General features: G+C 67.0%; 21 protein-coding genes. 7 read left to right on the top strand and 14 right to left on the bottom strand.

Annotated features, from left to right (window positions below; translation table 11 throughout):
* Positions 1-8: 8 nt before the first annotated feature.
* The gene (locus tag NXI30_17605; GenBank protein ID MCR9096043.1) at positions 9-356 is read right to left on the bottom strand and encodes a Rieske 2Fe-2S domain-containing protein; all 348 of its coding nucleotides are present in this window, start codon (positions 354-356) and stop codon (positions 9-11) included.
* 157 nt (positions 357-513) lie between these two features.
* Positions 514-804 carry a hypothetical protein gene (locus NXI30_17610; protein ID MCR9096044.1) on the bottom strand — a complete coding sequence of 97 codons (291 nt, stop codon included), beginning with the start codon at positions 802-804 and terminating at the stop codon, positions 514-516.
* Between the two features lie 546 nt (positions 805-1,350).
* Between NXI30_17610 and NXI30_17615 the strand changes: the two genes are divergently transcribed.
* Both NXI30_17615 and NXI30_17620 read left to right on the top strand, forming a co-directional pair.
* Positions 1,351-1,692 (top strand): hypothetical protein, encoded by a 342-nt coding sequence (locus NXI30_17615; GenBank protein ID MCR9096045.1) that lies wholly within the window; start codon positions 1,351-1,353, stop codon positions 1,690-1,692.
* Entirely contained in the window at positions 1,692-2,567 is an 876-nt protein-coding gene (locus NXI30_17620; protein MCR9096046.1) for an SDR family NAD(P)-dependent oxidoreductase, read from the top strand. The genes NXI30_17615 and NXI30_17620 overlap by 1 nt, the downstream gene beginning before the upstream one ends.
* 89 nt (positions 2,568-2,656) lie before the next feature.
* On the opposite strand, the gene NXI30_17625 is transcribed toward NXI30_17620, so the two are convergent.
* The 5 genes from NXI30_17625 to NXI30_17645 are packed head-to-tail and all read right to left on the bottom strand — an operon-like array spanning position 2,657 to position 6,797.
* Positions 2,657-3,808, bottom strand: coding sequence for an alpha/beta hydrolase (locus NXI30_17625; GenBank protein ID MCR9096047.1), 1,152 nt, complete (start codon positions 3,806-3,808; stop codon positions 2,657-2,659).
* Entirely contained in the window at positions 3,805-4,485 is a 681-nt protein-coding gene (locus NXI30_17630) for a VOC family protein (protein ID MCR9096048.1), read from the bottom strand. The genes NXI30_17625 and NXI30_17630 overlap by 4 nt, the downstream gene beginning before the upstream one ends.
* Before the next feature lie 8 nt (positions 4,486-4,493).
* Positions 4,494-5,591, bottom strand: coding sequence for a DUF2855 family protein (locus NXI30_17635; protein ID MCR9096049.1), 1,098 nt, complete (start codon positions 5,589-5,591; stop codon positions 4,494-4,496).
* A gap of 46 nt (positions 5,592-5,637) precedes the next feature.
* A complete protein-coding gene (locus NXI30_17640) occupies positions 5,638-6,255 on the bottom strand; it encodes a cysteine hydrolase family protein (protein ID MCR9096050.1) in 618 nt (205 codons plus the stop codon).
* A 56-nt stretch (positions 6,256-6,311) separates the two neighbouring features.
* On the bottom strand, positions 6,312-6,797 hold the full coding sequence (locus NXI30_17645; GenBank protein ID MCR9096051.1) for a nuclear transport factor 2 family protein: 486 nt from the start codon (positions 6,795-6,797) through the stop codon (positions 6,312-6,314).
* Between the two features lie 148 nt (positions 6,798-6,945).
* Between NXI30_17645 and NXI30_17650 the strand changes: the two genes are divergently transcribed.
* Positions 6,946-7,299 (top strand): (2Fe-2S)-binding protein, encoded by a 354-nt coding sequence (locus NXI30_17650; GenBank protein MCR9096052.1) that lies wholly within the window; start codon positions 6,946-6,948, stop codon positions 7,297-7,299.
* 82 nt (positions 7,300-7,381) lie between these two features.
* On the opposite strand, the gene NXI30_17655 is transcribed toward NXI30_17650, so the two are convergent.
* From NXI30_17655 to NXI30_17665, 3 genes are read right to left on the bottom strand one after another with little or no spacing between them, the layout of a single operon-like run.
* Positions 7,382-8,101: a CoA pyrophosphatase gene (locus tag NXI30_17655; GenBank protein MCR9096053.1), complete on the bottom strand. Its 720-nt coding sequence runs from the start codon at positions 8,099-8,101 to the stop codon at positions 7,382-7,384.
* A 56-nt stretch (positions 8,102-8,157) separates the two neighbouring features.
* Positions 8,158-8,568, bottom strand: a complete 411-nt coding sequence (locus NXI30_17660; protein ID MCR9096054.1) for a GFA family protein — start codon at positions 8,566-8,568, stop codon at positions 8,158-8,160.
* A 9-nt stretch (positions 8,569-8,577) separates the two neighbouring features.
* Positions 8,578-9,621: a D-2-hydroxyacid dehydrogenase gene (locus tag NXI30_17665; GenBank protein ID MCR9096055.1), complete on the bottom strand. Its 1,044-nt coding sequence runs from the start codon at positions 9,619-9,621 to the stop codon at positions 8,578-8,580.
* Between the two features lie 236 nt (positions 9,622-9,857).
* On the opposite strand from NXI30_17665, the gene NXI30_17670 reads away from it, so the two are divergent.
* The gene (locus NXI30_17670; GenBank protein MCR9096056.1) at positions 9,858-10,724 is read left to right on the top strand and encodes a TIGR03619 family F420-dependent LLM class oxidoreductase; all 867 of its coding nucleotides are present in this window, start codon (positions 9,858-9,860) and stop codon (positions 10,722-10,724) included.
* 32 nt (positions 10,725-10,756) lie between these two features.
* Here NXI30_17670 and NXI30_17675 read toward each other — a convergent pair whose 3' ends face one another.
* Positions 10,757-11,635, bottom strand: coding sequence for a bile acid:sodium symporter (locus NXI30_17675; protein ID MCR9096057.1), 879 nt, complete (start codon positions 11,633-11,635; stop codon positions 10,757-10,759).
* Positions 11,636-11,648: 13 nt separating this feature from the next.
* The gene (locus NXI30_17680) at positions 11,649-12,884 is read right to left on the bottom strand and encodes an acyl-CoA dehydrogenase family protein (GenBank protein MCR9096058.1); all 1,236 of its coding nucleotides are present in this window, start codon (positions 12,882-12,884) and stop codon (positions 11,649-11,651) included.
* Between the two features lie 125 nt (positions 12,885-13,009).
* Between NXI30_17680 and NXI30_17685 the strand changes: the two genes are divergently transcribed.
* On the top strand, positions 13,010-14,290 hold the full coding sequence (locus NXI30_17685; GenBank protein MCR9096059.1) for a cytochrome P450: 1,281 nt from the start codon (positions 13,010-13,012) through the stop codon (positions 14,288-14,290).
* A gap of 29 nt (positions 14,291-14,319) precedes the next feature.
* On the opposite strand, the gene NXI30_17690 is transcribed toward NXI30_17685, so the two are convergent.
* Together NXI30_17690 and NXI30_17695 are read right to left on the bottom strand one after the other, a co-directional pair.
* Positions 14,320-17,262, bottom strand: a complete 2,943-nt coding sequence (locus NXI30_17690) for a hypothetical protein (GenBank protein ID MCR9096060.1) — start codon at positions 17,260-17,262, stop codon at positions 14,320-14,322.
* A gap of 395 nt (positions 17,263-17,657) precedes the next feature.
* The gene (locus NXI30_17695) at positions 17,658-19,151 is read right to left on the bottom strand and encodes an FAD-dependent oxidoreductase (GenBank protein ID MCR9096061.1); all 1,494 of its coding nucleotides are present in this window, start codon (positions 19,149-19,151) and stop codon (positions 17,658-17,660) included.
* Positions 19,152-19,306: 155 nt separating this feature from the next.
* Between NXI30_17695 and NXI30_17700 the strand changes: the two genes are divergently transcribed.
* Both NXI30_17700 and NXI30_17705 read left to right on the top strand, forming a co-directional pair.
* The gene (locus NXI30_17700) at positions 19,307-20,125 is read left to right on the top strand and encodes a hypothetical protein (GenBank protein ID MCR9096062.1); all 819 of its coding nucleotides are present in this window, start codon (positions 19,307-19,309) and stop codon (positions 20,123-20,125) included.
* 115 nt (positions 20,126-20,240) lie between these two features.
* Complete coding sequence (locus tag NXI30_17705) at positions 20,241-21,092, top strand: LLM class F420-dependent oxidoreductase (GenBank protein MCR9096063.1); 852 nt, start codon at positions 20,241-20,243, stop codon at positions 21,090-21,092.
* The last annotated feature ends 7 nt before the right edge of the window (positions 21,093-21,099 follow it).

Raw genomic sequence — 21,099 nt, forward strand, 5'->3', positions numbered from 1 at the left:
GTTTCCGCCTAACGCTGCTTGCGGAGGCGGCGGGGGTCGTTCCGCTGCTGGGTGAGGTCGAGGCGGACTTCGTCGGCTTCGACTTCGACGGCGAAGGTGGGGATCGGGAAGCCGTCGGCGTCGTCGGGGTCGAAGCCGGTTCGGACGTCGAAGGGCCAGCCGTGGGCGCGGCAGATGATCACGCAGCCCTCCAGGTTGCCGTCGTGGAGGGGGAAGCCCTGGTGGGGGCAGGCGTCCTCCATCGCGTAGACTTCGTCGCCGACGCGGTAGAGCCCGATCCCGATTCCTTCGACGACGACGCGGAGGCCGCGGTCGGTCGGGATCTCACTCAGGCGGGCGACGGGAACGAAGGCCACGGTCGGGCTCCTTCGACGCGGAAGCGGGTCGCCCAACGAGAACGGCGCCCGATCCCGGCCGGATGGCAGGGACGAGCGCCGCAGGATGCCTCAGCTCACGGAGGGCCACCATGCGAGGGGTGGGTCCGATGGGCGGAGGGGAGCCCTGAGCCCGCGTTCAGTTGGCCGCGATCGCAGCGGGCATCGCCGCGCGGGGCGTGCCTTCGGTCGTGACGACGCAGATCTCGTACTCGCTCGCGTTGACGACGTGCGAGCAGCTCATCGAGGACGGTCCGTCGAGGCTTCGGAGTACGCCTTCCGCCGGGTCGGCGAGCGAGAGCTCGAACTGCTGGTCGAGTCGAAGCTGGGCGGTGAGCGTGAATTCGCCGGACTCGGTCGCGGCGGTCTCGGCGAGGGCGACGCTGGAGAAGCTGAGCGCCAAGGCTGCGCCGAGTAGGAATCGTGACATGGATCGCATTCGGGGGGCTCCTTTGGCAAGCCTTATCGGGCGCTCCATGGATTGCTTGAGGTGTTCTTCCAACCCCTCTCGAATTTGATCTGCCGGATGTGCAGCGTGGGTGCAGCCCTCGGCCTTCGCACCTTCAGGGGGCTTCCTGGCTCAGGAGAAAGTGGCGGCCACCACGGCCGAACACTGAGGTGATTTCCACTTTCACCGGACTAGACTCGGAGGTCGGGTCCGCGCGTCGCGTGCCTCAAGCCCGGTTCCGAGGAGAACGGAAATGCGACTCTCGGTCGAAGAGCGCGAAGGCGATCGGGGGGAGCTACGCACGCTGCTGGAGCGAATGCCCGGGATCGGGTCGCTCGCACGCGTGAGCGATCCGGTCGATCGCCCGCAGGTGGCGCGCAGGTCCTTCGATTCGTCCCTCCTCGGGCCTGCCGACGAGCTGCCGGTCCGGATCTTTCGCCGGGACAGCCCGCACGCGTGGCAGCGCAAGCCGGACGCCGGCCCCCTACTTCGAAGCGCGCCTTCGACACCCCAGAAAGGAATCACAAGATGTCGACCCACCGACTGATCGTGTTCACGAAGCCGACCGACGGCAAGGAAGCCGAATTCAATCGCTGGTACGACGAGGTCCATCTGCCCGACATCCTCGCGACGGAGGGATTCGTCGCCGCCCAGCGCTTCGCGCTCGCCGACACGCAGATCGGGGACGTCGGAGACACGGCGCCGGGCCGGTACCTCGCCATCTACGAGATCGAGGCGGATTCGCTTCAGGCAGCGCTCGATCGGTTGAATGCGGGCTCGGAGACGATGGAGATGTCCGACGCCCTGGATCTGGATGCCGCGACGGCGATCGCCTTCAGCGCGATCGGCGAACGGCAGGAGGCGAAGTGATGCAGGACTACGCAGGCAAGGTCGCCGTCGTCACCGGCGGCGCGGGAGACATCGGCAAGGCGATCGCGAAGCAGCTCCTCGGCGAGGGGGCGAAGGTCGTGATCTCGGACGTGGAGCAGGGCGCGCTCGACGCGACGCTCGAGGAGCTCTCGCCGATCGGCGAGGTGAGCGCGGTCCGGACCGACGTGTCCGATCCGGAGGACGTCGAATCCCTCGCGGAGCAGGTCTACGCCCGCCACGGCGTGGTCCATCTCCTCTTCAACAACGCGGGCGTCGGTGCGCCCTCGGTCAACGTCTGGGAGACGACGGTCAACGACTGGAAATGGGTCCTCGGCGTGAACGTGATGGGCGTCGTCCACGGCATCCAGAGCTTCGTGCCTCGCATGATCGAAGGCGGCGAGCCGGGACACGTGATCAACACGTCGAGCGGCGACGGCGGGATCGCGCCGATGGCCGGTCAGTCGGTCTACGCCTCGAGCAAGGCGAGCGTCTCGATCATCACGGAGTGCCTCGCCGCGCAGTTCAGCACCCAGCATCCCCAGCTCCAGGCGACGATCTTCTATCCCGCCGGCGGCGTGCTCGACACGGGGATCTGGACCTGCGCGCGGAATCGCCCGGACGAGTTCGCCCGCGAGAAGCCGTCGGGCCAGCCCGAGGACCTGATGGGCGCGTTCATGACGCACGCCAGGGAGACCGGGATGGAGATCCAGTTCCAGGATCTCGACGATCTCGCGAAGGCGCTCCTCGTCGACCTCAAGGCCGGCAAGTTCGTCGCGATGATCGGCGTCGAAGGCGCGGGAGAGACGCTGCGCACCCGGGCGGACAAGATCGGCAAGGGCGAGGCGCCCTTCGACGAGCACTCGCTGATCGCCTAGTCCGCCGGCTCCGGGCGCTCGCCGGGGTGTCCGCCGGCTGCGGGCGCTCGCCGGGAAGTCCGCAGCCGCGAGTCTCCGCGGGCGGCGGATCAGAATCCCTTCCGCGACATCCAGTCCTGAACGAGGCCGACCGCCTCCGGGATCAGCTCGGGCTTCTGCATGTAGTAGTGGTCGGCGCCCTTCACCTGGTGGAGCTCCTTGTCGTCGTGGGACACGGCGTCGAAGAGGCGTTGGGCGTGGCTCGGGGTGCAGGCCAGATCCGCGGTGTTGTTGATCGCGAGAACGGGGCAGCTGATCCGGCTCGCGTTGCCGATCCCGTCGGCGCGGGACTCGTCGAAGCTCCACTGGGACAGCCAGGAGCGGAGCGTCGTGAAGCGAGCGAGGCCGACCGGACCGTCGTTGACGGTCTTCGGATCGCCCAGGTAGCACGTGCCGGGCTCGCGGTCGGAGGGATCGACCGCCGGGTCGAGGAAGCAGGGCGCCGCCATCGTCCCGTGGACGCAGAACGCGCGCTCCGGCGGCTTCGAGGGATCGGCCGAGAGCTCTGCGAGCGTCTCCTTCACCCAGGCCGTGATCCGCCGGTTTCGCGCGAGCTGGGCGTCCGCGTAGCCCGTCAGGAAGTCGGCGGCGTAGGGCGGCTGATTCGGGTTCGCGGGGTCGTAGAGGTTGAGCTCGGGATCCCGGTCGAAGGGGTTCGCCTCGTCGGTGATCGAAGGGTCGATCCATTCGGTCAGCGTGTGTGAACGGGACAGGTGGGCCGCGAGGTAAATCACGCCGTCCGCGGGGATGAGCTTCGCCGCGACGAGATCGGCGGGATCGCCGGCCGGTGTCTCGCGGATCGTCGGGTTCTCGGCCTGGTCCTGATAGAACGACGAGAGCGAGCCGCCACCGGACCAGCCGCCCATCAGGATCGTCTCGTAGCCCTTCTTCTCCTTGAGATCGCGGATGCACGCGCCGAGGTCGAGCACGCACTTCTCCATGATCAGCGCCGTGTCGTTCCCGCGATAGCGGGGGTTGCAATAGACGACGTGGATCCCGGCATGGGCCAGCGCGTTCACGAGCGGGAGGAATGCGCCGCCGCCAATCGGATGGGAGAAGACGATCACCGTCTTCGAGTCGACGCCCTCGGGCCGCAGTCGCATGCACTCGACGAAGACCGCGCCGGAGTCGCCTCCGTAGACGTCCTTGATCGGGCTCGGGTCGACGTGGAGGATGCCGTAGGGCTCGCGGACGATGTTCATTTGACGGGCGGCTCCGTGAAGCTCGTCGCGTCCCAGACCTGCTGGTCCGTCATCTTCAGCATCTGCTCGTAGACGGCTTTCGGATAGAGCATGTGCGGCTTCGCTGGGTCGTAGGGAGGCTGCGCGATCGGCTCGGCGGGCCGCTCGAAGGTCGCGGGCTTCGCCATCTGCTCCATCATCTCGGGGGAGATCCCGACCTCGGCGGCGGCTTCGGGATCGAGCCAGTGCTTCGGGTCGATCGCTTCGTCGGAGGTCGCGATCTCGAGGCTGAGCGCCTCGGGTCCGGCGAAGTACATCGAGCGACACATCCCATGGTCGATCGGGCCGAGTACGTTGATGCCGCGGCTCCGGATCCGGTCGCGCATCGCGAGCAGCTCCTCGTCGCCGTCGACGACGAGCGCGAGGTGCTGGAGCGTTCCGGGCGCCGACGGGAGGCTGCCGCTGCCGGCGTGGGTCTTGCCGTACTCGATCTCGATGTCCGCGATCGCGGGGAGCTGGACGAAGGAGATCAGGCACTCGGGGGAGCCTTCGAGGAAGGCGTGAATGCCGCCGGGCACCCCGTGCATCGGGAAGATCGCGACGAGCGGCATCCCGAGCACATCCGAGAAGAACTCGATCTGGCCCTTCATGTCGGCGGTCGAGAACGCGATGTGGTGGACGCCCTTGGCTTTGATCATGGTGGCTCCTACCCGAGCGACAGCACGTGGCCGTCGCTCGGGTCGAGGTCGCCGTTCAGGATTTCGAGGTAGACGCGCTGGAGCGCTTCCTCGCCCGACTGGCGCTTGATGTTCATCCAGGTCTCGCTCCAGTCCGCGAAGGCGTGCCACGCGCCGCCGAGGCGCTCCTGCAGACCGCCCGGCCCCCAGTCCTGCGTGCGCTTCACGATTCGTGCGGGCGCGAAGAAGAACTCCGGCTGCGGCCCCTTCATCGTCTTGGGGCGACCGCCGGCCTCCCAGTGGGTCGCGCCGACGGTGCACGAATACTTGAGCTCGTCGGCCAGTCGGTCGTGGACGCCGGCGACGACTTCGCCGTTGCCCGCCATGTCGACCATGACCGCGCCCTTGTCGCCGACGATCTCGGGGAGGCGATCGAGCTCGTCGTAGAGCACGACCTCGTCGTAGCAACCGAGCTTCTCGACGAAGATCTCGTTGCGCGGGGACGTCAGGCCGATGACGGGGCCGCGGCCGCGCTTCGAGAGCAGATGACCGAGCGCGATGGACGTCTTGCTCGAGGCGCTCGTCACGATCGAGGCCTGGCCGCCGAAGAAGTCCTCGTCGGCGATCAGGTCCTCGCAGAGGAACGACGTCATGAAGAGGCCGCGCAGCAGGATCAGCTCGTCGGCACGGGATTCCTTGTAGAGGGGATCGCCGTCGGTCCAGGAGTAGGAGCGGTAGACCGGGGCGTGCTCCGCGCGGTGGGCGGCGGTGTCGACCATGCCCGAGCCGTTCTTCTCGGCGTCGATCACCAGGTGACGCGACATGGGGAAGAAGCCGAAACACTGACCGCCTTCCGGGATGTCCGGATTGCGGGACGCCGCGACGATTCCGAAGCCCATCGCCGGGATGCGTCCCCAGCGGTCTTCGCCGGGGAAGAAGCCCCAGTAGTTCAGCATGTCCCCGGCGGCGGCGTAGGAGATGTTGTTCGAGGTGAGCGCGAAGCGGTCGATGCGGAAGAGGACCTGCCCCTCTGCGAGATCGTCGATCGGCGCCCCCGGGACGAAGCGTGTCTCACGGAAGTCGTCGCGATTCACCTGGAAGTCGATCGGGGGGAAGTCGTCGGCCATCGTGGGGCTCCATTGCGCGAGAGCGCGAGGCGAGGGAACGCGCCGCTCAACCCCAGAGCTTCTGGAGTTCCTCGGCGGTGGTCTGGGTCGTGATCCGGCCCAGGCTGTGCTGCAGGACCTGCTCGCCGTACTCCGGCGGGTAGCCGGTCACGCAATCGGTCACGAGGACGACATGGTAGCCGTGGTTGATGGCCTCGATGGTCATGCCGAGGATACCCACGTTCAGCGAGACCCCCGTGGCGATCACCGTCGTGATCCCCATGGAACGAAGCGTCGGGTCGAGTTCCGTGCCGATGAAGGGCGACATGCCGTGGAGGCGCGCCGAGTCGAGATCCGTCTCCGCGGGGCCGAGCTCCGGGAGGACGTCGGTCGCCGGCTCTCCCATGACCAGGTAGTCGGGATCCTTCAGCATGGCGTTCACCATGGGCACGTTCGGATACGACCCTCGCCGGTCGCGGCGGAAGCCCGCGCGGCAATGGATGACCGGGACGTCGCGGCGCCGCGCGGCCTCGAGCAGTCCTCCGGTCCGCTCCGGGATCCCCTGGCTCGCGACGAGATCGGCGAGGGGGCGGATCGTGGCGAGATCACCGATCACGCCACGCTGCATCTCCATCGTGAGGATCGCGGCCTTTCCGGGGGCGACGAGTTCTTCCAGGCTGGGCATGCGATCTTCTCCTTGATTCGGTGGGATGAGTTCGGTGGGACGGGGTCGGTGGAATGCTAGGCCGGGTCGTTCGCGCGGTCGCCGCTGGCGGGGCGATCGCCGAGGCCGACTTCCTTGCCGTCGACCTGGACACGGATACGGCGGAGCTTCAGGTGCGCGATGCGCCATTCTCCGTCGGGGTCGCGACGATACTTCTCCTCGTACCACCCGAGGCCCCAGAGATGCTCCATGGGGGAGCCGGCGGGCCACCAGAGCATGTCCTCCATCGCCCAGGTGCCCTCGGCTTCGTCGGGTCCGGTCCGAGTGATCACGGGCGTGTGTCCGTGATGGCACGTCTTCACGTTCTCGAGGATCGGCGGGAGGTAGGCCTTGAAGGCGTCGCGTCCGTGGATCAGCGGCGAGCCTTCCTCGGTCGTGTCGATGACCACGTCATCGCAGAAGACGTCGGCCCATTCGTCCCATCGCTTCTGGTCCATCAGCTGGAAGTAGCGGGCCTTGAGCTGCTTGATCCGCTCGATCTCGACGAGGTCTTCAGGGGTCATCGGTTCTCCTAGGGACGGTCGATTCTATCGCCCGGGGCCCGCGGCGGGGGCCGGTGGGCGCGCTGGGAGCGGTTTTCCCAGCAGGGCGCCCAAATTTCGACGGAGGCAACCCCCTGGAATCGCAGGTCTTTCGGAAATTGCGGGTGGATTGCCGATCGCCGGGGTCGAGGCGGGGGTTTTTTCGGCCGATGGTGAAAACGACATTGATTTTCATTTTCCCGGACATAAAATCTCGACTCGCCAACCAACTCGCTCCCCCCACAAGGCCGTCCCCATGCTCGTTTGTCATTGCCGAGGAATCAGCGATCGCCAGATCAAGCGCGCCGTGAAGAACGGCTGCTCCTCCGCACGCGAGGTCGCGCGAGAGACCGGTGCGGGGATGCGTTGCGGCGGCTGTCGCTCGAACGTCAAGGCGATCGTGAACGAGGCGCTCGCGAGCGAGCTGGTCAAGGCCGCCCCGGGCGAGACGCGGCTCGACCTGTCGATCCCGATCGAAGGCTAGTTCACAGGGCACATCCCGCCGATCCAGAGTTCTCTCGAAGGCGCTGCGGTACTCCGCGGCGCCTTCGTCGTTTCGGCACCGCCTAACGTGAAGCTTCGGGCAGCGTGGCGAGCCACGCGCGCAGGCTCCGCAATCGGTCCGCACCGTTCGCAGCGGGCAGGTCGAGGGCGCGGAGCGCGGCCTCGACGAAGAGGTCCGCGGAGAGGCCGTAGACGTGGTCGTCTTCCCAGCGGATCGTCGGGTCGTAGTGGACGTAGTCGCCGAGGGGAATCGCGGTCCGCGACCAGGACTCCGCACGCAGGAGCGTCGTGAGGCGCGGTTGGTGGACCGAGGCGACTTCGTCCGGGTTCGGCACGACCGCCGGCCGCTCGTGTAGCCAACCCACGATCGGGACCAGACGGTGTCGCGAGCCGCTCCAGGCATCGTCCAGTCGCCCCAGGACCTCGATCGCGTCGGGCGCGATCCCGACCTCCTCCTCGGTCTCGCGGAGTGCGCCCTCCACCCAGGTCTCACCGTCTTCGAGGCGTCCGCCGGGGAAGGCCATCATGCCCGGGTGCCCACGGAGGCTCGCGGCACGCTTGGTCAGCAGGACGGCGATGTCGTCTCTCTCCCGCCAGAAGGCCAGGAGGACCGCCGAGCGATCGAAGTCGTCGGGGACGTCCTCTTCCGGAAACGAGAAGCCCGGGTGGGAGGCGAGCCCGCGCAGCCCCGCCTCGAACGCGGCGGCCTCGAACCCCTCGGCGGCGTCGCCGAAGGGATGGCCCTCGCGATCCTCGCCGATGCCGCTGAAACGGCGCCCCATTGGGCTCGCCGTGTCGTCGCGGGCGGGGCGCCCCCCGTGATCTCTCGCGTCGTCGCTCAACCGCCCACGTCCGGGGGGTAGGCGTCGTGCTGGGGCAGGTCGTCTTCGATCGTGTACCAGGGGGCCTTCGAGGCCACGAAGATATGGGCCTCGGGGCGGGCGCCGGGGTCGTCGTCGAGCGTGCCGACCGCGATGAATTCGAAGGCTTCGGCGGCGCCGTGGCGGAAGAAGAGACTCGAGCCGCAGCGCCCACAGAAGCCCCGCCGGACGGGCTCCGAGGAGCCGTACCAGACGAGCGCGCCGTCCGGATCCTCGACGCGCAGGTTCTCCCGCAGGACGCGGCCATAGGTCGAGAAGGCCGAGCCGTGGCTACGGCGGCACATCGAGCAGTGGCAGTGGTCGATGCCCTCGAGCGGGCCCTCCGTCTCGTAGCGGACGGCTTCGCAGAGACAGCTTCCGCGCGGCATGCGTACTCCCTATTCGAATCCGAGCGCGACCGGGTCGACGACGTTCCGAAGGTCGCGGCCGTCGCGGAAGCGCTCGAGGTTGTCGATGAAGAGATCGAAGACGTCGTCCATGTAGCGATCGACGGAGACCGACGAGTGGGCCGAGACGTAGACGTTCGGGAGGTCCCAGAGCGGGTTCGACGGATCCGGCGGCTCGGGATCGAATACGTCGAGGACCGCGGCGGCGAGGGGCTCGTCACGCATCACGCGCGCGAGCTCGATCTCGTCGACCAGGCTCCCGCGCGAGACGTTCACGAAGACCGCGTGCCGCGGCATCGCGGCGAGGGCCTTCGCGTCGATCAGGTGGCGGGTGTCCGCCGTCGCCGGTGCGGAGAGGATGACCGCATCCGATCGGGAGAGCAGCGTGTGGAGCTGGTCGGCCGGAAAGAGCTCGTCCACGTCCGGCGACGTGTCGCCGGGTTTCGCACTCCGCTTGAGCCCGAGGGTCTTGCAGCCGAGGGCGCGCGCGCGACTCGCGACCGCCTTGCCGATCCCGCCGAGTCCGACGATGCCGATCGTCGAGCCGGCGAAGGTCCGGCCGTAGGTGCGCTCGAAGGCGTGCTCCTTCTGGTAGGCATCGGCTTCGCGGAAGCGCTTCCAGACCTGGAGCAGGCGACCGATCACCCATTCGGACATGGAGCCGGCGGAGACGCCGGTGCAGTTGGTGAGGACGTGGCGTTCGAAGTCGAGCCCGGCGGTCCCGAATTGTTCGACGCCGGCCCCGCAGCCCTGGACCCAGCGCAGGTTCGGCATGCGCTCGCCGAGGTGGTCCGGCGTATGGAGCGTCGTCAGGACGTGGCAGGTGGCGAGGGCCGCCTCGCGTTCGGCAGCGACGCCCGCCGCCCAGGGCGGCGGCTCGGGATAGGGCCGGCCCGCGTTCTCGACGGCCCAGTCGACGCCCTCGTCGATCGGGAGGACGACGGGCTCGACCCCGTCGAGCGCTTCGACACGTTCGACGAAGCGCGGCGCGTGGAAGGGGGGAAAGCCGAGACAGACGCGGAGGGGTTCGGTCATGCACTCCTCGGAGGGATCGGGTGGTCGACGGGGGCGCTTCGAGTGTCGCCCGAAGACGGAGCGGTATCAATCACCACCACGAGCCACGCGCTCTGCCAGGGTTGCCTGGAGGAGCTCCAGACCGCACTCTCGTCGAACGGTCTGCGCGCCGAGGAGTCGAAGACCCCATCGAATTGAGCTCCGCGCGGCCGGAATGCGCGCCGGCGCCCGCGCGCGACCCAGCGAGGCCCCTGCGCATGAAGTTCTGGCAGTCGATCACCTGGGCCGAGACCGATCAGCTCGTCGACCTCGCGCGCTTCGCCGAGGATCTCGGCTTCGAAGGGATCATCGGCGCCGACCACGCGCTCTATCCGAAGGAGATGGCGCCGGCCTATCCCTATTCGCAGTCCGGCTACCCGCCGCAGACGGCGGACAGCGAATACCCCGACATGTGGACGAGCTGTGCGGCGATGGCCGCGGTCACGACCCGGCTGCGCTTCGTCTGCGGGATCTACGTTCTCCCGCTCCGCCACCCGATCGAGGTCGCGAAGCAGGCAGCGACCCTCGCGATCCTCTCCCAGGGCCGCTTCGCCCTCGGTGTCGGGACCGGCTGGATGAAGGAGGAGTTCGACCTCTACGACGTCGACTTCTCGAGCCGGGGACGGCGGATGGACGAGATGGTCGAGGTCCTGCGCGGGCTCTGGACCGGGGACTTCTACGAGCACCACGGCGAGTTCTTCGACTGGGATCCGATCGTGGTTAGCCCGAAGCCCTCCCACCCGATCCCGCTCTACTTCGGAGGCGCGGCCCCGATCGCGCTCCGTCGGACCGCGCGGGACGGCGAGGGTTGGATCGGCGCCGGCAACACCCTGGAGGACGCGCCGCGGCTCCTCGACGAGCTGTCCAGGCTCCGGGCGGAGGCGGGGCGCTCGGACGAGCCCCTCGACACGCTGGTCGGACTCTACGGCGAGGTCGGCCTCGATGACTATCGCCGGCTCGAGGAGCACGGCATGACCGCGGGGATCCATCTGCCCTTCTGGTTCGCCTTCGACGGACCGTCGTCGCTCGATCAGAAGAAGGCGCTGATGGAGCGGTTCGCCGAGGACGTGCTGCGCCACTTCTGAAGCGCTCCGCGATCTCCTCGGCGCGATCGCGACTAGACCGACGACGCCCGGTCGCGTCTCCGCTCGATGAAGCGCCAGCCCAGGAGCAGGAGCAGGCCGCCCGGCGTCTGGAAGATCGCGAACGCGAAGATCGGCAGCACCGCCTCGAAGTCCAGGACCTGCGCGACGAGCACGACCCCGAGGAGCGTGTTCTTCACGATCATCTCGACGGCGATCGTGACCGCGTCCCGGGCGGGGATCCGGAAGAGCAGCGGAACGGCCATTCCGATGACCATCGCCGCGACCGCGAACGCGGCCGCCGGGGCGAGGGCTTCGACGAACTGGCTCGGGTCGAGATCGGGGTTCTCGCTCGTGCCGAGGGCTGCGCCGAGGACGATGATGATCGCGCCGGGGATCGTGGCGTGACGCTCCCATCGAAGCACGTTCGGGTTCCGCGCGCGGGCGATCATGCCGAGGGCGACCGGGAGGACCGTGAACGTGCCGAGCCGCAGGGCCGTCTCGAGGACCGGCATCTGGATGGCGCCGCCGCCGTCCACCTCGAAGAGCGTGACGGCGAACTGCACCCAGAGCGGGAGCGTGAAGAGGGTGACGAGCGTGGCGGTCGCCGTCAGCGTGATCGAGAGCGCGGTGTTCCCCCTCGCGAAGTGGACGTACATGTTCGAGAACATGCCGCCCGGGCACGCGGCCACGACCACGATTCCGGTCGCCAGGATGGGCGGCAGGGCGAAGAGGTTCGCCAACGACACCCCGACCATCGGCATCACGATCAGCTGGAGGACGGTCCCGACGATCGTCGCGCGTGGGCTCGTCGCGACGCGGCGGAAGTCGTCGGTCACGAGGACCAGGCCCATGCCGAGCATGAGCATGAACATCCCGGCGCTCAGTCCGAGGTCGATCCAGAGCTGCGACAAAGCGGCGTCGTCCTCAGCCCTTGAGGAGGTCCTTGGCGATCGCGCGGATCTGGATCTCGTCCGTCCCCGCGTAGATCTGCAGCACCTTCGCGTCACGCGCGAACTGCTCGACCACGTACTCCGACATGTATCCGTTGCCGCCGTAGACCTGGACCGCCTCCATCGCGACCTCGACGGCGGCGCGCGCCGAGTAGAGCTTCATGGCCGAGGCTTCGGCGAAGCTCATCGTCTTGCCGTGGCTGGCGAGCTCGATCGTCCGGAAGACCAGGTTCTGGAGGTTCATCCGGGCGACCTCCATCCGCGCGAGCTTGTCCTGGATGAGCTGGTACTCGCCGATCGGTCGTTCGAACTGCACGCGCTCTCGCGCGTACTTGAGGGAGAGCTCGAGACAGCGGTCGACCATGCCGAGGGCCATCGCGGCGACGCCGGAGCGCTCGGTCTGGAACGTGCTCTTCGCGCCTTCGCGTCCGCCGCCGCTCTTCTGGAGCGCGGCCTCGCCGCCGAGCAGGCGATCCATGCCGACGCGAACGTCCTGCAGGAAGAGCTCGCCGGTCGGCGACGAGTGCATGCCCATCTTGCGGAGCGGCTTCGTCTGCTCGAAGCCGGGCATCCCGCGGTCGAGGACGAAGTTCAGGATCTTGCGATCGCGGGGGTCGACGCCTTCCTCGTCGAGCTTGCAGATGAAGACCGTCGTGTCGGCGAAGGGGCCGTTCGTGATGAAGGTCTTCGACCCGTTCAGGACGAACTCGTCGCCCTCGCGTCGCGCCGAGCTGCGCATGCCGCCGAAGGCGTCGGAGCCGGAGCCGGGCTCGGTGATCGCCCAGGCGCCGATCTTGTCGAGGGTCAGGATGTCCCGCGCCCAACGTTCCTTCTGCTCGGTCGTGCCCTTGGAGTTGATCGCGGCGGCGGTGAGTCCCGTGCTGACGCCGAGCGCGGTGACCATGCCGGGGCAGTAGCGGCAGAGCTCGATGATCGGGATCAGCGTGGCGGCGGCCTGGTCGGCGCGCGCGGACGGGTCGCCTCCCGACTTCTTCTCCAGCTTCTCGCCCTTCTTTTCGGCGGCGATCTGCTTGTCGAACCGGGCGCCGGCCATCTCGTCCATGCCGAACGAGTGGTACATCTTGCGCAGCAGGTCGTAGGGCGGGAGATCGCCGTGCTCCAGCTCCTCGACGTGGGGGGCGATCTCGTTCTCGACGAACTGACGGACCGCGTCGCGGATCATCAGCTGGGATTCGCTCCATTCGTGCATGGCGAGAGTCTCCTTCGGGTCGGGGCAGGGGGTCGCGCGAAGGCTGCAGTCTAGCCGTGAAGGCGGCGCGCGGGGGGACGCGGGTTCCGTTGACGACGGGGCCCCCTGATTTACGTTCGGCGCCGATGGAAATCCAGCAGGTTCAAAGCGTCGACGAAATCGATCTCTCCGACCCCCTTTTCTGGATCCGGCCGACGCCGGAGCGGGAGGGCGCCTTCGCGACCCTGCGCGCCGCGAATCCGGTTCCGTGGTCGAACGAACAGCCGCCGCCCGTCGAGGGGCTGCCCCAGGGGCCGGGCTACTGGTCGCTCACCCGCCACGCCGACGTACTCGAGGCGAGCCGGAACCCGCAGGTCTACTGCTCCTCGAAGGGGGCGACCTCGATCGCCGACCTGCCGCCGCAGTTCTCGGAGTTCTTCGGTGGGATGATCAACATGGACGACCCGCGGCACGGGCGACAGCGCCGGATCGTGAGCCGCGGCTTCACGCCCCGCGCCCTCGGCAAGCTCGAGGCGAGCGTGTCCCGGCGCGCCGACGCCGTCGTCGACCGCGTGATCGAACGCGGCGAGTGCGACTTCGTGAACGACATCGCCGCGCCGCTGCCTCTCGAGATCATCATCGACCTGATGGGCATTCCCGAGAGCCAGACGGAGATGGTCTTCCGGAACACGAACGTGATCCTCGGTCTGGGTGATCCCGAGTTCAACAGCGACCCGGCCGCGATCATCCCGCGCGCGCTCGGGGCGGGCGGCGAGCTCGCCGCGCTCATGAAGGAGATGGCGGAGGATCGGCTGGAGAACCCGACCGACGACCTCACGTCGCAGATCCTGAACGCGGAGCTCGAGGACGGCGCGCTGACCGGCGACGAGCTCGCTTCGTTCTTCGTGCTGCTCGTCGTCGCGGGCAACGAGACGACCCGCAACGCGATCAGCCACGGCATGAAGGCGCTTTGCGACTACCCGGACCAGCGCGCGAAGTGGGCGGCGGACTTCGAGGGCGTGGCCGGAACGGCGGTCGAGGAGATCGTCCGCTGGGCCTCGCCGGTCATCTTCATGCGACGGACCTGCACCCAGGACACCGTCCTCGGCGGGCAGGCCATGAAGGAAGGGGACAAGGTCATCCTCTGGTACAACTCGGCCAACCGTGACGAGGCCGTCTTCGAGAACCCGTACCAGTTCGACGTGACCCGCACGCCGAACGAGCACGTGGGCTTCGGCGGCCCCGGCCCCCACTTCTGTCTCGGCGCGAACCTGGCCCGCCGCGAGATCAAGGTCATGTTCGAGCGGATCTTCCGCCGCCTCCCGGATCTCGAGATCACCGGCGAGCCCGACCTGCTCAAGTCGAACTTCATCCACGGGATCAAGCGCATGCCCTGCGCGTTCACGCCCGGGAAGCCCGGCGCCTAGAACCTGCAGGGCGACCTTGGTCGAGAAGCTCAGACGCGCTGAGCCGGTGAGACCGATTGCAATACGCGACTCGGTACCTGGTACCAAAGCGCCATCATACGTATCGACCAGCTAAGGATCGCCAGAGCGTGACTCGCGACGAGCTCGAATCCCGTCAGGAGTTCCATGTAGGCTCCGGCGTAGTCGGGTAGACAGGGCGTCGGAAAGAATCCCTGATCACCTTCTCGCGACGCCGACGAGCCTTCGATTACGAGTCGAAGCCGATGATCCTGGTAGTAGCGCGGCAGCGTGTCGATCAATCTCTGAGCGTCCGACCTGCTCGTGACGATGTAGCTCACGAGATCGGATTCGCGGTGGACCCGTGGTTGGAGATGGATCGCGACCATCATCCCCTCCATCACGCGATCCATCTCGGACGTCAGATGGAGTACTTCCGCGCGGGCTGCGTCACTGAATGAGCCCAGCGGTAGCTCCAGCGAGACCTTGTGAATGCGAGCGAAGGTCTCGTTCACCGCGACGAGGTGTCCGTGGATTGCGGCGAAGTGCGTATGCGAATCGCCCAGGAACTCGTTGAACGAGTACGCGTCCGGGTTCTTCGTGTCCAGAATCCGCCTAAATCCGCAACCGCTCTTCATGGAGAGCAGCTCGGGAAAAGGGTTCGCGGCGAATGCATTCTCCTGAAATCGTCTTCGTGCTTCCCCTGAGAGGTCTCGTGCGTTCCCGTTCGCGTCGAGCGCCCATCTCTTGCGTTGTAGATAGAATTCGAGGGCGTAGTTGAGAAGGTCCGTGTTGATGTATCGGCAAACTCTGTCGATCTGCCCTCTCTCCATTCTCAGGAAACGGAGATTTCCTGTTCGCTGGCCGACGCGTGGAGATATCCGGTCACCTTTCTCCTCCTCGCGCAACTCCCATTCCGCACGCCTTGCAAGTCGATCCGCCTCGGGCATCGACTGTGCCGCGTCGTCGTCGATCCAACGCCTTGGCGGTGTAGACGGTACTGCGAAGACACGTTCCGCGTCGCCGCGTGCGAAGTATCGAATCGTGTCGCGTACGCCCCGGTAGTACCAGGTCATTGGCCACAAACAGTTCAGCGGGACGATCTCGCGATAGGCGTCTTGCGCGTCGTCAACATGGGGCGAGAGAGGGAGATCTCGGGTTGACCTGTAGGCATTCGGAATGAGCCACTCCTTTGCGATCGCCGCGCTGTCGCTCGAAGGCTCGGGTGCAGCCGGTCCAGTCTCGTTTTTCCCCTGCTCGGAAGAAAGTTCGGGCCACTCGAGAATGCTTTCGTTCCGATCGAGCTGCTCGTGGTGAGTGCGATCATAGACTCGTCGCAATCGCACGACGCGGTCCAGCGTGCCGTCGCGCAGCAACTCGAACAACTTCTCGTCATCGCTCTCCCTTAGCGGGGCAAGTAGCTTTCCCTCGACGTCCTCCAGGTCGATCGAATAGAGTTGCTCGATTGGGATCGTCCCTTGAGAGCGGATCTCGCGTTGCGAGTCCGCCCAAACCGCGAGTTCGAGGATGCGGTTGCGGAGCATGATCAGTAGGTCGTGGACACTACTGCCCTCGAGCGGCTCTTCTCTGGAGGGCTGGGTGGCTAGCTCGTAGATCTGTCTGCCGTTGTCGCTAAACGGGAACTTGCAGGTCACTCGCCAGTTCGAAGGCGGCTCGATCAGCTGCTCCTTTGGGAAGTGCTCCATCACCCACCGCGAGGACGCGATCCCTTCGAATCCGAAGCTGATGTTACCCAGCTGATGCGCGTAAATTTCTCCAGGGCTGCAGCCGTTCTCGCGGGCCTTCTTGCGGGCCCCCTTCTCGATCTCGCGTGCGAGCTCCAGGAGGAGTTCGAGGATCTCGCTGTACTTGGTCGGTCTGAAGTTGGTAGACTGATAACTGGTCATTGCCACGTAGTAGAATTCGGCGCGCCGACGAATCATCCATCCTTGGAGGGGGTGGCTCGGCGACGTCTTGCCACCGTCGATGATGTGTGGGAACCGTCTGCCGTAGAGGTCTAGACCGGTTGCGATCGGCTGCCAGAAGAGGAGATGAAAAACGCTTCGTGCGAACGTGCTGACTGGTGCCCAGTATCTCAGGGGTGAGAAAAGGTTGAGGTCGGTGGGGTCGAGATGGGCCTCATTCGGAAAGCCTTCGAAGAGAAGATCCGGCTTGGCCACGATTCGCATCAATCCCTTCGTCGGCGAAACCAATTCTGATCGATTCCGATAGAGCGACTCGAGCTTCGATCGCTGATCCTCGCCGCCGTCTCCATCGACGTCTCGAAAGTCTCGACCGAGGTCCGAGTCGAACATCGCGATCGCGCTCTGGATTGCGGGTCCGAGTGACCAATAGATTGCTTGGCTCTCCCTGACTCGCTGAAGCTGTTCGATTCTCTTCTTCTTTGAGTTTCCTTCTACGTCCTCCTGCCACCTTCGTAGAATCTCGCGGTGATGCGAAGGACTCAGTTGGTAGAGCGCGTGGTAGTTTCGGTCGTATCGAAGCTGATCCTTCCTGACCAAACGACAGACCGTCCGTCCAGCCAGGTCGTGCTCGGATACTTCGCGCGTTCTGATGAGCGTTCGCAGCTGACGGATCAACGTCCACCGCTCCGCGATCGTGCCGGTTTCGAGCCATTCCTTGATGTCGCGGCGGAGCACCTCTCGTTCCTCGCCAGAGAGTCCGTGTGCGAGTTCGCCGACGAGTGCGGATGTCAGCTGGGAGATCTGTTCGAGACCCGCAGGGCTACTAGGGTCGGGCTTGAGGCGAAGCTCCTTGTCGCTGTCTCCAATCCAGTTGAGAACGCGGTCGTTGAAGGGGGTTCCCCAAGGTGACTGGTAGTGGCGGTGTCCGGGGCGATGTTGGGGATGCGGGAGGTCGGCGTGCTCATAGCGCGGCCGCTCGTCTCCGACGACCTCTTCGGCAGGAGTCGGACCCGCGAGGTCCATGAGGCTGTTGTGTTCCGGTGAAAACATGAGCTCTCCGCTTCGTTGGAGAGTCGATTCTCGCCTAACTTCGTCGGCGATGTCGACACGACGTCCTTCTCCGAACATTGGCGCGACTGGGCGGTTGCGGGGTCTTCACCCGTTGCGAGATCGCTAGGCCCACAGCGGGCACGCGAGATCGGTATCCGCGATCGGGGCGGATCTCGCGTCCGGCCTCGTTGCGTCGACCCGCTCCGTTCCGACGGATTGGAGGGTCGGGAGCGGTGGCGAACAAGATTACCGACGACGATGCGGCGACGTAGGATCCGACTTCAACGCCAGGCGTCGGAAGTTTCCGATGCGACTTCCGGCGCTCCGCGGTACGATTGGCTCCCGGCTCGCCGGCGCTTCACGGCCGGTTGGCGCGATTGAGATAGAGCGCAGCTCTATTCCTTCGCCCCGATCGGCGGCGCGCCGGCCGCGGTCCGTCCGGCCATCCGGCCGAAGAAGCTTCCGCCGCCGATCGACATGCCGCTCGCGTAGTGGCGCCCGGAGCGGGTGAGCCCCGCGGACGCGCGACCCGCGGCGAAGAGACCCGGAACGACGGTGCCGTCGACGCTCAGGACCTCGCCGGTCGGCTTCGTGTCGAGTCCGCCCAGGGTGAAGGCGGCCCACACGGCGTTGTCGACGCCGAGATCGAGGGCAGCGTAGGGCGGGTGGTCGACGGGCGTGACCCACTTGCTCGCCTTGTGGAAGACGGGATCCTCGCCCTTCGCAGCCGCGGCGTTGTAGGCCTCGACCGTGTGAACGAGCTCGCCCGCCGGAATGCCCAGGGATTCCTCGAGCTCCTCGAGGGTCTCTTCGACCGCCGCCATGGGGTAGGGCACGAACTGATTCTCGGCGTCGTAGAGCGCGTCGTCGACGATCAGATACGCGCGACCGTCCGCCTTCGTGAGGATCGCGTCGGTCACGCGTCCGTGGTAGCAGTCCTCGTTCACGAAGCGGCTGCCCTGCGCGTTCACGAGCAGTCCGCTGATGTGCGTGTTGGGCGGGAAGAAGGGCGTCGTCATCAGCCCCTCGTGCATGTTGATCGCGTTTCCGCCGACCCCCATGCCCATCCGGATGCCGCTGCCGTCGCAGCCGTCGCTCCCGATCGGGTACTTGCAGCGAAGCAGGTGCGGCGCGAAACGCTCGAGCATCTCGCGGTTCATCACGAAGCCGCCGGTCGTGAGGATCACGCCCCCCTTCGCGCGGATCGCGACCGATTCGCCGCCGATCTCGGCGATCACGCCGACGATGCGGCCGTCGGCGTCCTCCCGGACCAGCGTCTCGACCTTCGCTTCGTTCCGGATCTCGCCCCCTTCCTTCTCGATCGTCTCGATCATCCGCTCCATCAGGTAGGTGCCGGCGCTCGCCTCCCATTTCGGCTTGTGACCGCGCGGAACCGGCTTCGCTTCCTCGGAGAAGGGCCAGGCCTGCTCGTTGCCGGAATAGATCAGGCAGTCGTCCGTTGGCGGGAAGATCACCTTCTCCTCGTAGTAGGTGTCCTTGAACTCGACGCCGCAGGAGAGGAAGAAGTCGAAGTGGTCGAGGCTGTTCTCGCAATAGAGTCGGACCTTCTCCGGGTCGGCGGTGGGGCCCGCGGCGCCCTTCACGTGGGCGAGCATGTTCTCGACCGAGTCCTCGAAGCCGTTCGCCTTCTGGACCCGCGTGCCGCCGCCGAAGTAGATCGTGCCCTCGGAGTTCGCGGTCGCGCCGCCGCCGCGGGTCTGCTGCTCGAGGACCAGGACGGAAGCGCCGGCGCGTCGCGCCTCGACCGCGGCGGCGCCCCCGGCGATGCCGAGCCCGACCACGATCACGTCGAACTCGCTCTCCCACGAATCGATGGAGGCGGCGGAGCGGGGCTTCGAGGGAAGGGCGTTCGGTTCGTTCTCGGACATGGCGGACTCCTGCAGATCGGCGTCGGGGCGACGGAGCGTAGCCGCTCGTCTCGCCCCTCCGCCCGCGGGTGTGTCGCCAGCGGAACGCGGCCGAGCGGCCGTTCTCGCGAGGCTCGGGGCATTTTCGGCCTTCGGATCGTCTCGGATGGGATAGGGTGCCTCTTGTGCCCGAGGTCCTCGCCCAGCGCCTGGTCGGTCTCGTCGCGGCCTGCGCGCTCGCGCTCGCTGCGGTCGCCGCGAGCGCGAACGCCGGGACGGGAGATCCCGCCGAACCGGACCCGAGCGGGTCGACCGCGCCCTTCGTCGCCGTCGCGTACGGGACCGGCTTCGACTTCAGTCGCGGAGACTACGGGCTCGATCGCGACTCGAGTCTCTACTACGTCCCCTTCGACCTGACGATCGACGTCGACTACTGGCGCTTCGTCGCGCGCGTCCCCTTCCTCTACTCCGACGGGGTCGTGGGCACCGCCGTGGTCGGCCCGACGGGGCTCGAGTCCGATCGCGTCTCCGGGCTCGGGGACTCGATCACGCAGGTCTCCCATCTCTTCGCGCCGTTGGGCGAGAGCCTTCCCTGGGTCGAGCTCGGCGGCCAGATCTCCTGGCCGACGCGCACGCGCGAGCCCCTCGGTCAGGGAGACTTCGCGTTCGCCGCGCAGATCGATGCCTTCCAGTCGTACGGCGACTGGACGCCCTTCGCGCGATTCGGCCGAAACTTCTACCTCGTCGGATCCCTCGACGACCGCTTCTACACGTCGGTCGGCGCGAGCTACGCCTGGAGCGACACGTTCGCCACCGGGCTCAGCTATGACTGGCTCGAGTCGGCCGCGTCGGGAGTCCGCGACGGGCACGAGATCGTCCCCTACCTCTCGGTCGACTTCGACGGAGGTTGGAATCTCGGCCCCTACGCGGTGGTCGGTCTTTCGTCCGGCTCGCCGGACTACGGGGTCGGTTTCTCGGTGGGTCTCCGGCGATGACCCCCGGTCGGGTCGGCGTGGAACGGGCGCGTTAACGTCGCTGCCCTACGCAGACTCCGCGCCTCCGCGGCGGCGATCCGTCGCCGTCGTCGCGCGACACCGGGAGGATCCCCCCATGAAGTTCGGAATCATGTTCGCGAACGCCGGCCCCTTCGGCGCGGCGGAAGGCCTCGTTCACCTCGCCCAGACGGCGGAGTCCGTCGGCGTCGAGTCGCTCTGGACCGTCGAGCACGTGATCGTGCCCAAGGGCTACGAGTCGAAGTACCCGTACAGCCCCGACGGCAAGATGCCCGGGACCGAGGAGAGCCCGATCCCGGATCCCTACGTGTGGATGGCCTACGCCGCTGCCGTCACGAAGACGATCAACCTGGCGAGCGGGATCATCATCCTTCCCCAGCGCCATCCCTTCTATGTGGCGAAGGAAGCCGCCACCCTCGACCAGCTCTCCGGCGGGCGACACATCCTCGGCGTCGGGGTCGGTTGGCTCGAGGAGGAGTTCGACGCGCTCAAGGTGCCCTTCGAGAAGCGCGGACCGATCACGGACGAGTCGATCCGGGCCCTGCGCGACCTCTGGTCGCCGGGGGCCTCGATGCACGAGGGCGACTACTACAAATGGGGCGAAGTCGAGTCGAACCCGAAGCCCGTGAACGGCAAGGTGCCGATCGTGATCGGGGGCCACACGAAGGTCGCGGCCCGACGCGCCGCCCGGCTCGGCGACGGCTTCTTCCCGGCCCGCGCCGACACGCTCGAGACCTGCCTGGCCGAGCTCAAGGCCGAATGCGAGAAGGTCGGTCGCGACCCCGGTGAGATCGAGATCACGACGGGCTCCACCCCGACACCGGACGAGATCAAGCGCCTCGAGGACATGGGCGTCTCCCGCTTCATCGTCCCGCCGCCCGGCTTCACGCCGGACCAGGTGACCGCGGGCCTCGAGAAGCTCGGCAACGAGCTCATCTCGAAGTTCTAGCGCCGAG

The organism is bacterium, assembly GCA_024742285.1.
In the GTDB taxonomy this organism is placed as follows: domain Bacteria; phylum Myxococcota_A; class UBA9160; order UBA9160; family UBA4427; genus UBA4427.

Coding starts and splice junctions, on each gene's coding strand:
- NXI30_17610 (MCR9096044.1), bottom strand. CDS start 804: ATGTCACGATTCCTACTCGGCGCAGCCTTGGCGCTCAGCTTCTCCAGC.
- NXI30_17615 (MCR9096045.1), top strand. CDS start 1,351: ATGTCGACCCACCGACTGATCGTGTTCACGAAGCCGACCGACGGCAAG.
- NXI30_17620 (MCR9096046.1), top strand. CDS start 1,692: ATGCAGGACTACGCAGGCAAGGTCGCCGTCGTCACCGGCGGCGCGGGA.
- NXI30_17625 (MCR9096047.1), bottom strand. CDS start 3,808: ATGAACATCGTCCGCGAGCCCTACGGCATCCTCCACGTCGACCCGAGC.
- NXI30_17630 (MCR9096048.1), bottom strand. CDS start 4,485: ATGATCAAAGCCAAGGGCGTCCACCACATCGCGTTCTCGACCGCCGAC.
- NXI30_17635 (MCR9096049.1), bottom strand. CDS start 5,591: ATGGCCGACGACTTCCCCCCGATCGACTTCCAGGTGAATCGCGACGAC.
- NXI30_17640 (MCR9096050.1), bottom strand. CDS start 6,255: ATGCCCAGCCTGGAAGAACTCGTCGCCCCCGGAAAGGCCGCGATCCTC.
- NXI30_17645 (MCR9096051.1), bottom strand. CDS start 6,797: ATGACCCCTGAAGACCTCGTCGAGATCGAGCGGATCAAGCAGCTCAAG.
- NXI30_17655 (MCR9096053.1), bottom strand. CDS start 8,101: ATGGGGCGCCGTTTCAGCGGCATCGGCGAGGATCGCGAGGGCCATCCC.
- NXI30_17660 (MCR9096054.1), bottom strand. CDS start 8,568: ATGCCGCGCGGAAGCTGTCTCTGCGAAGCCGTCCGCTACGAGACGGAG.
- NXI30_17665 (MCR9096055.1), bottom strand. CDS start 9,621: ATGACCGAACCCCTCCGCGTCTGTCTCGGCTTTCCCCCCTTCCACGCG.
- NXI30_17670 (MCR9096056.1), top strand. CDS start 9,858: ATGAAGTTCTGGCAGTCGATCACCTGGGCCGAGACCGATCAGCTCGTC.
- NXI30_17680 (MCR9096058.1), bottom strand. CDS start 12,884: ATGCACGAATGGAGCGAATCCCAGCTGATGATCCGCGACGCGGTCCGT.
- NXI30_17685 (MCR9096059.1), top strand. CDS start 13,010: ATGGAAATCCAGCAGGTTCAAAGCGTCGACGAAATCGATCTCTCCGAC.
- NXI30_17690 (MCR9096060.1), bottom strand. CDS start 17,262: ATGTTTTCACCGGAACACAACAGCCTCATGGACCTCGCGGGTCCGACT.
- NXI30_17695 (MCR9096061.1), bottom strand. CDS start 19,151: ATGTCCGAGAACGAACCGAACGCCCTTCCCTCGAAGCCCCGCTCCGCC.
- NXI30_17705 (MCR9096063.1), top strand. CDS start 20,241: ATGAAGTTCGGAATCATGTTCGCGAACGCCGGCCCCTTCGGCGCGGCG.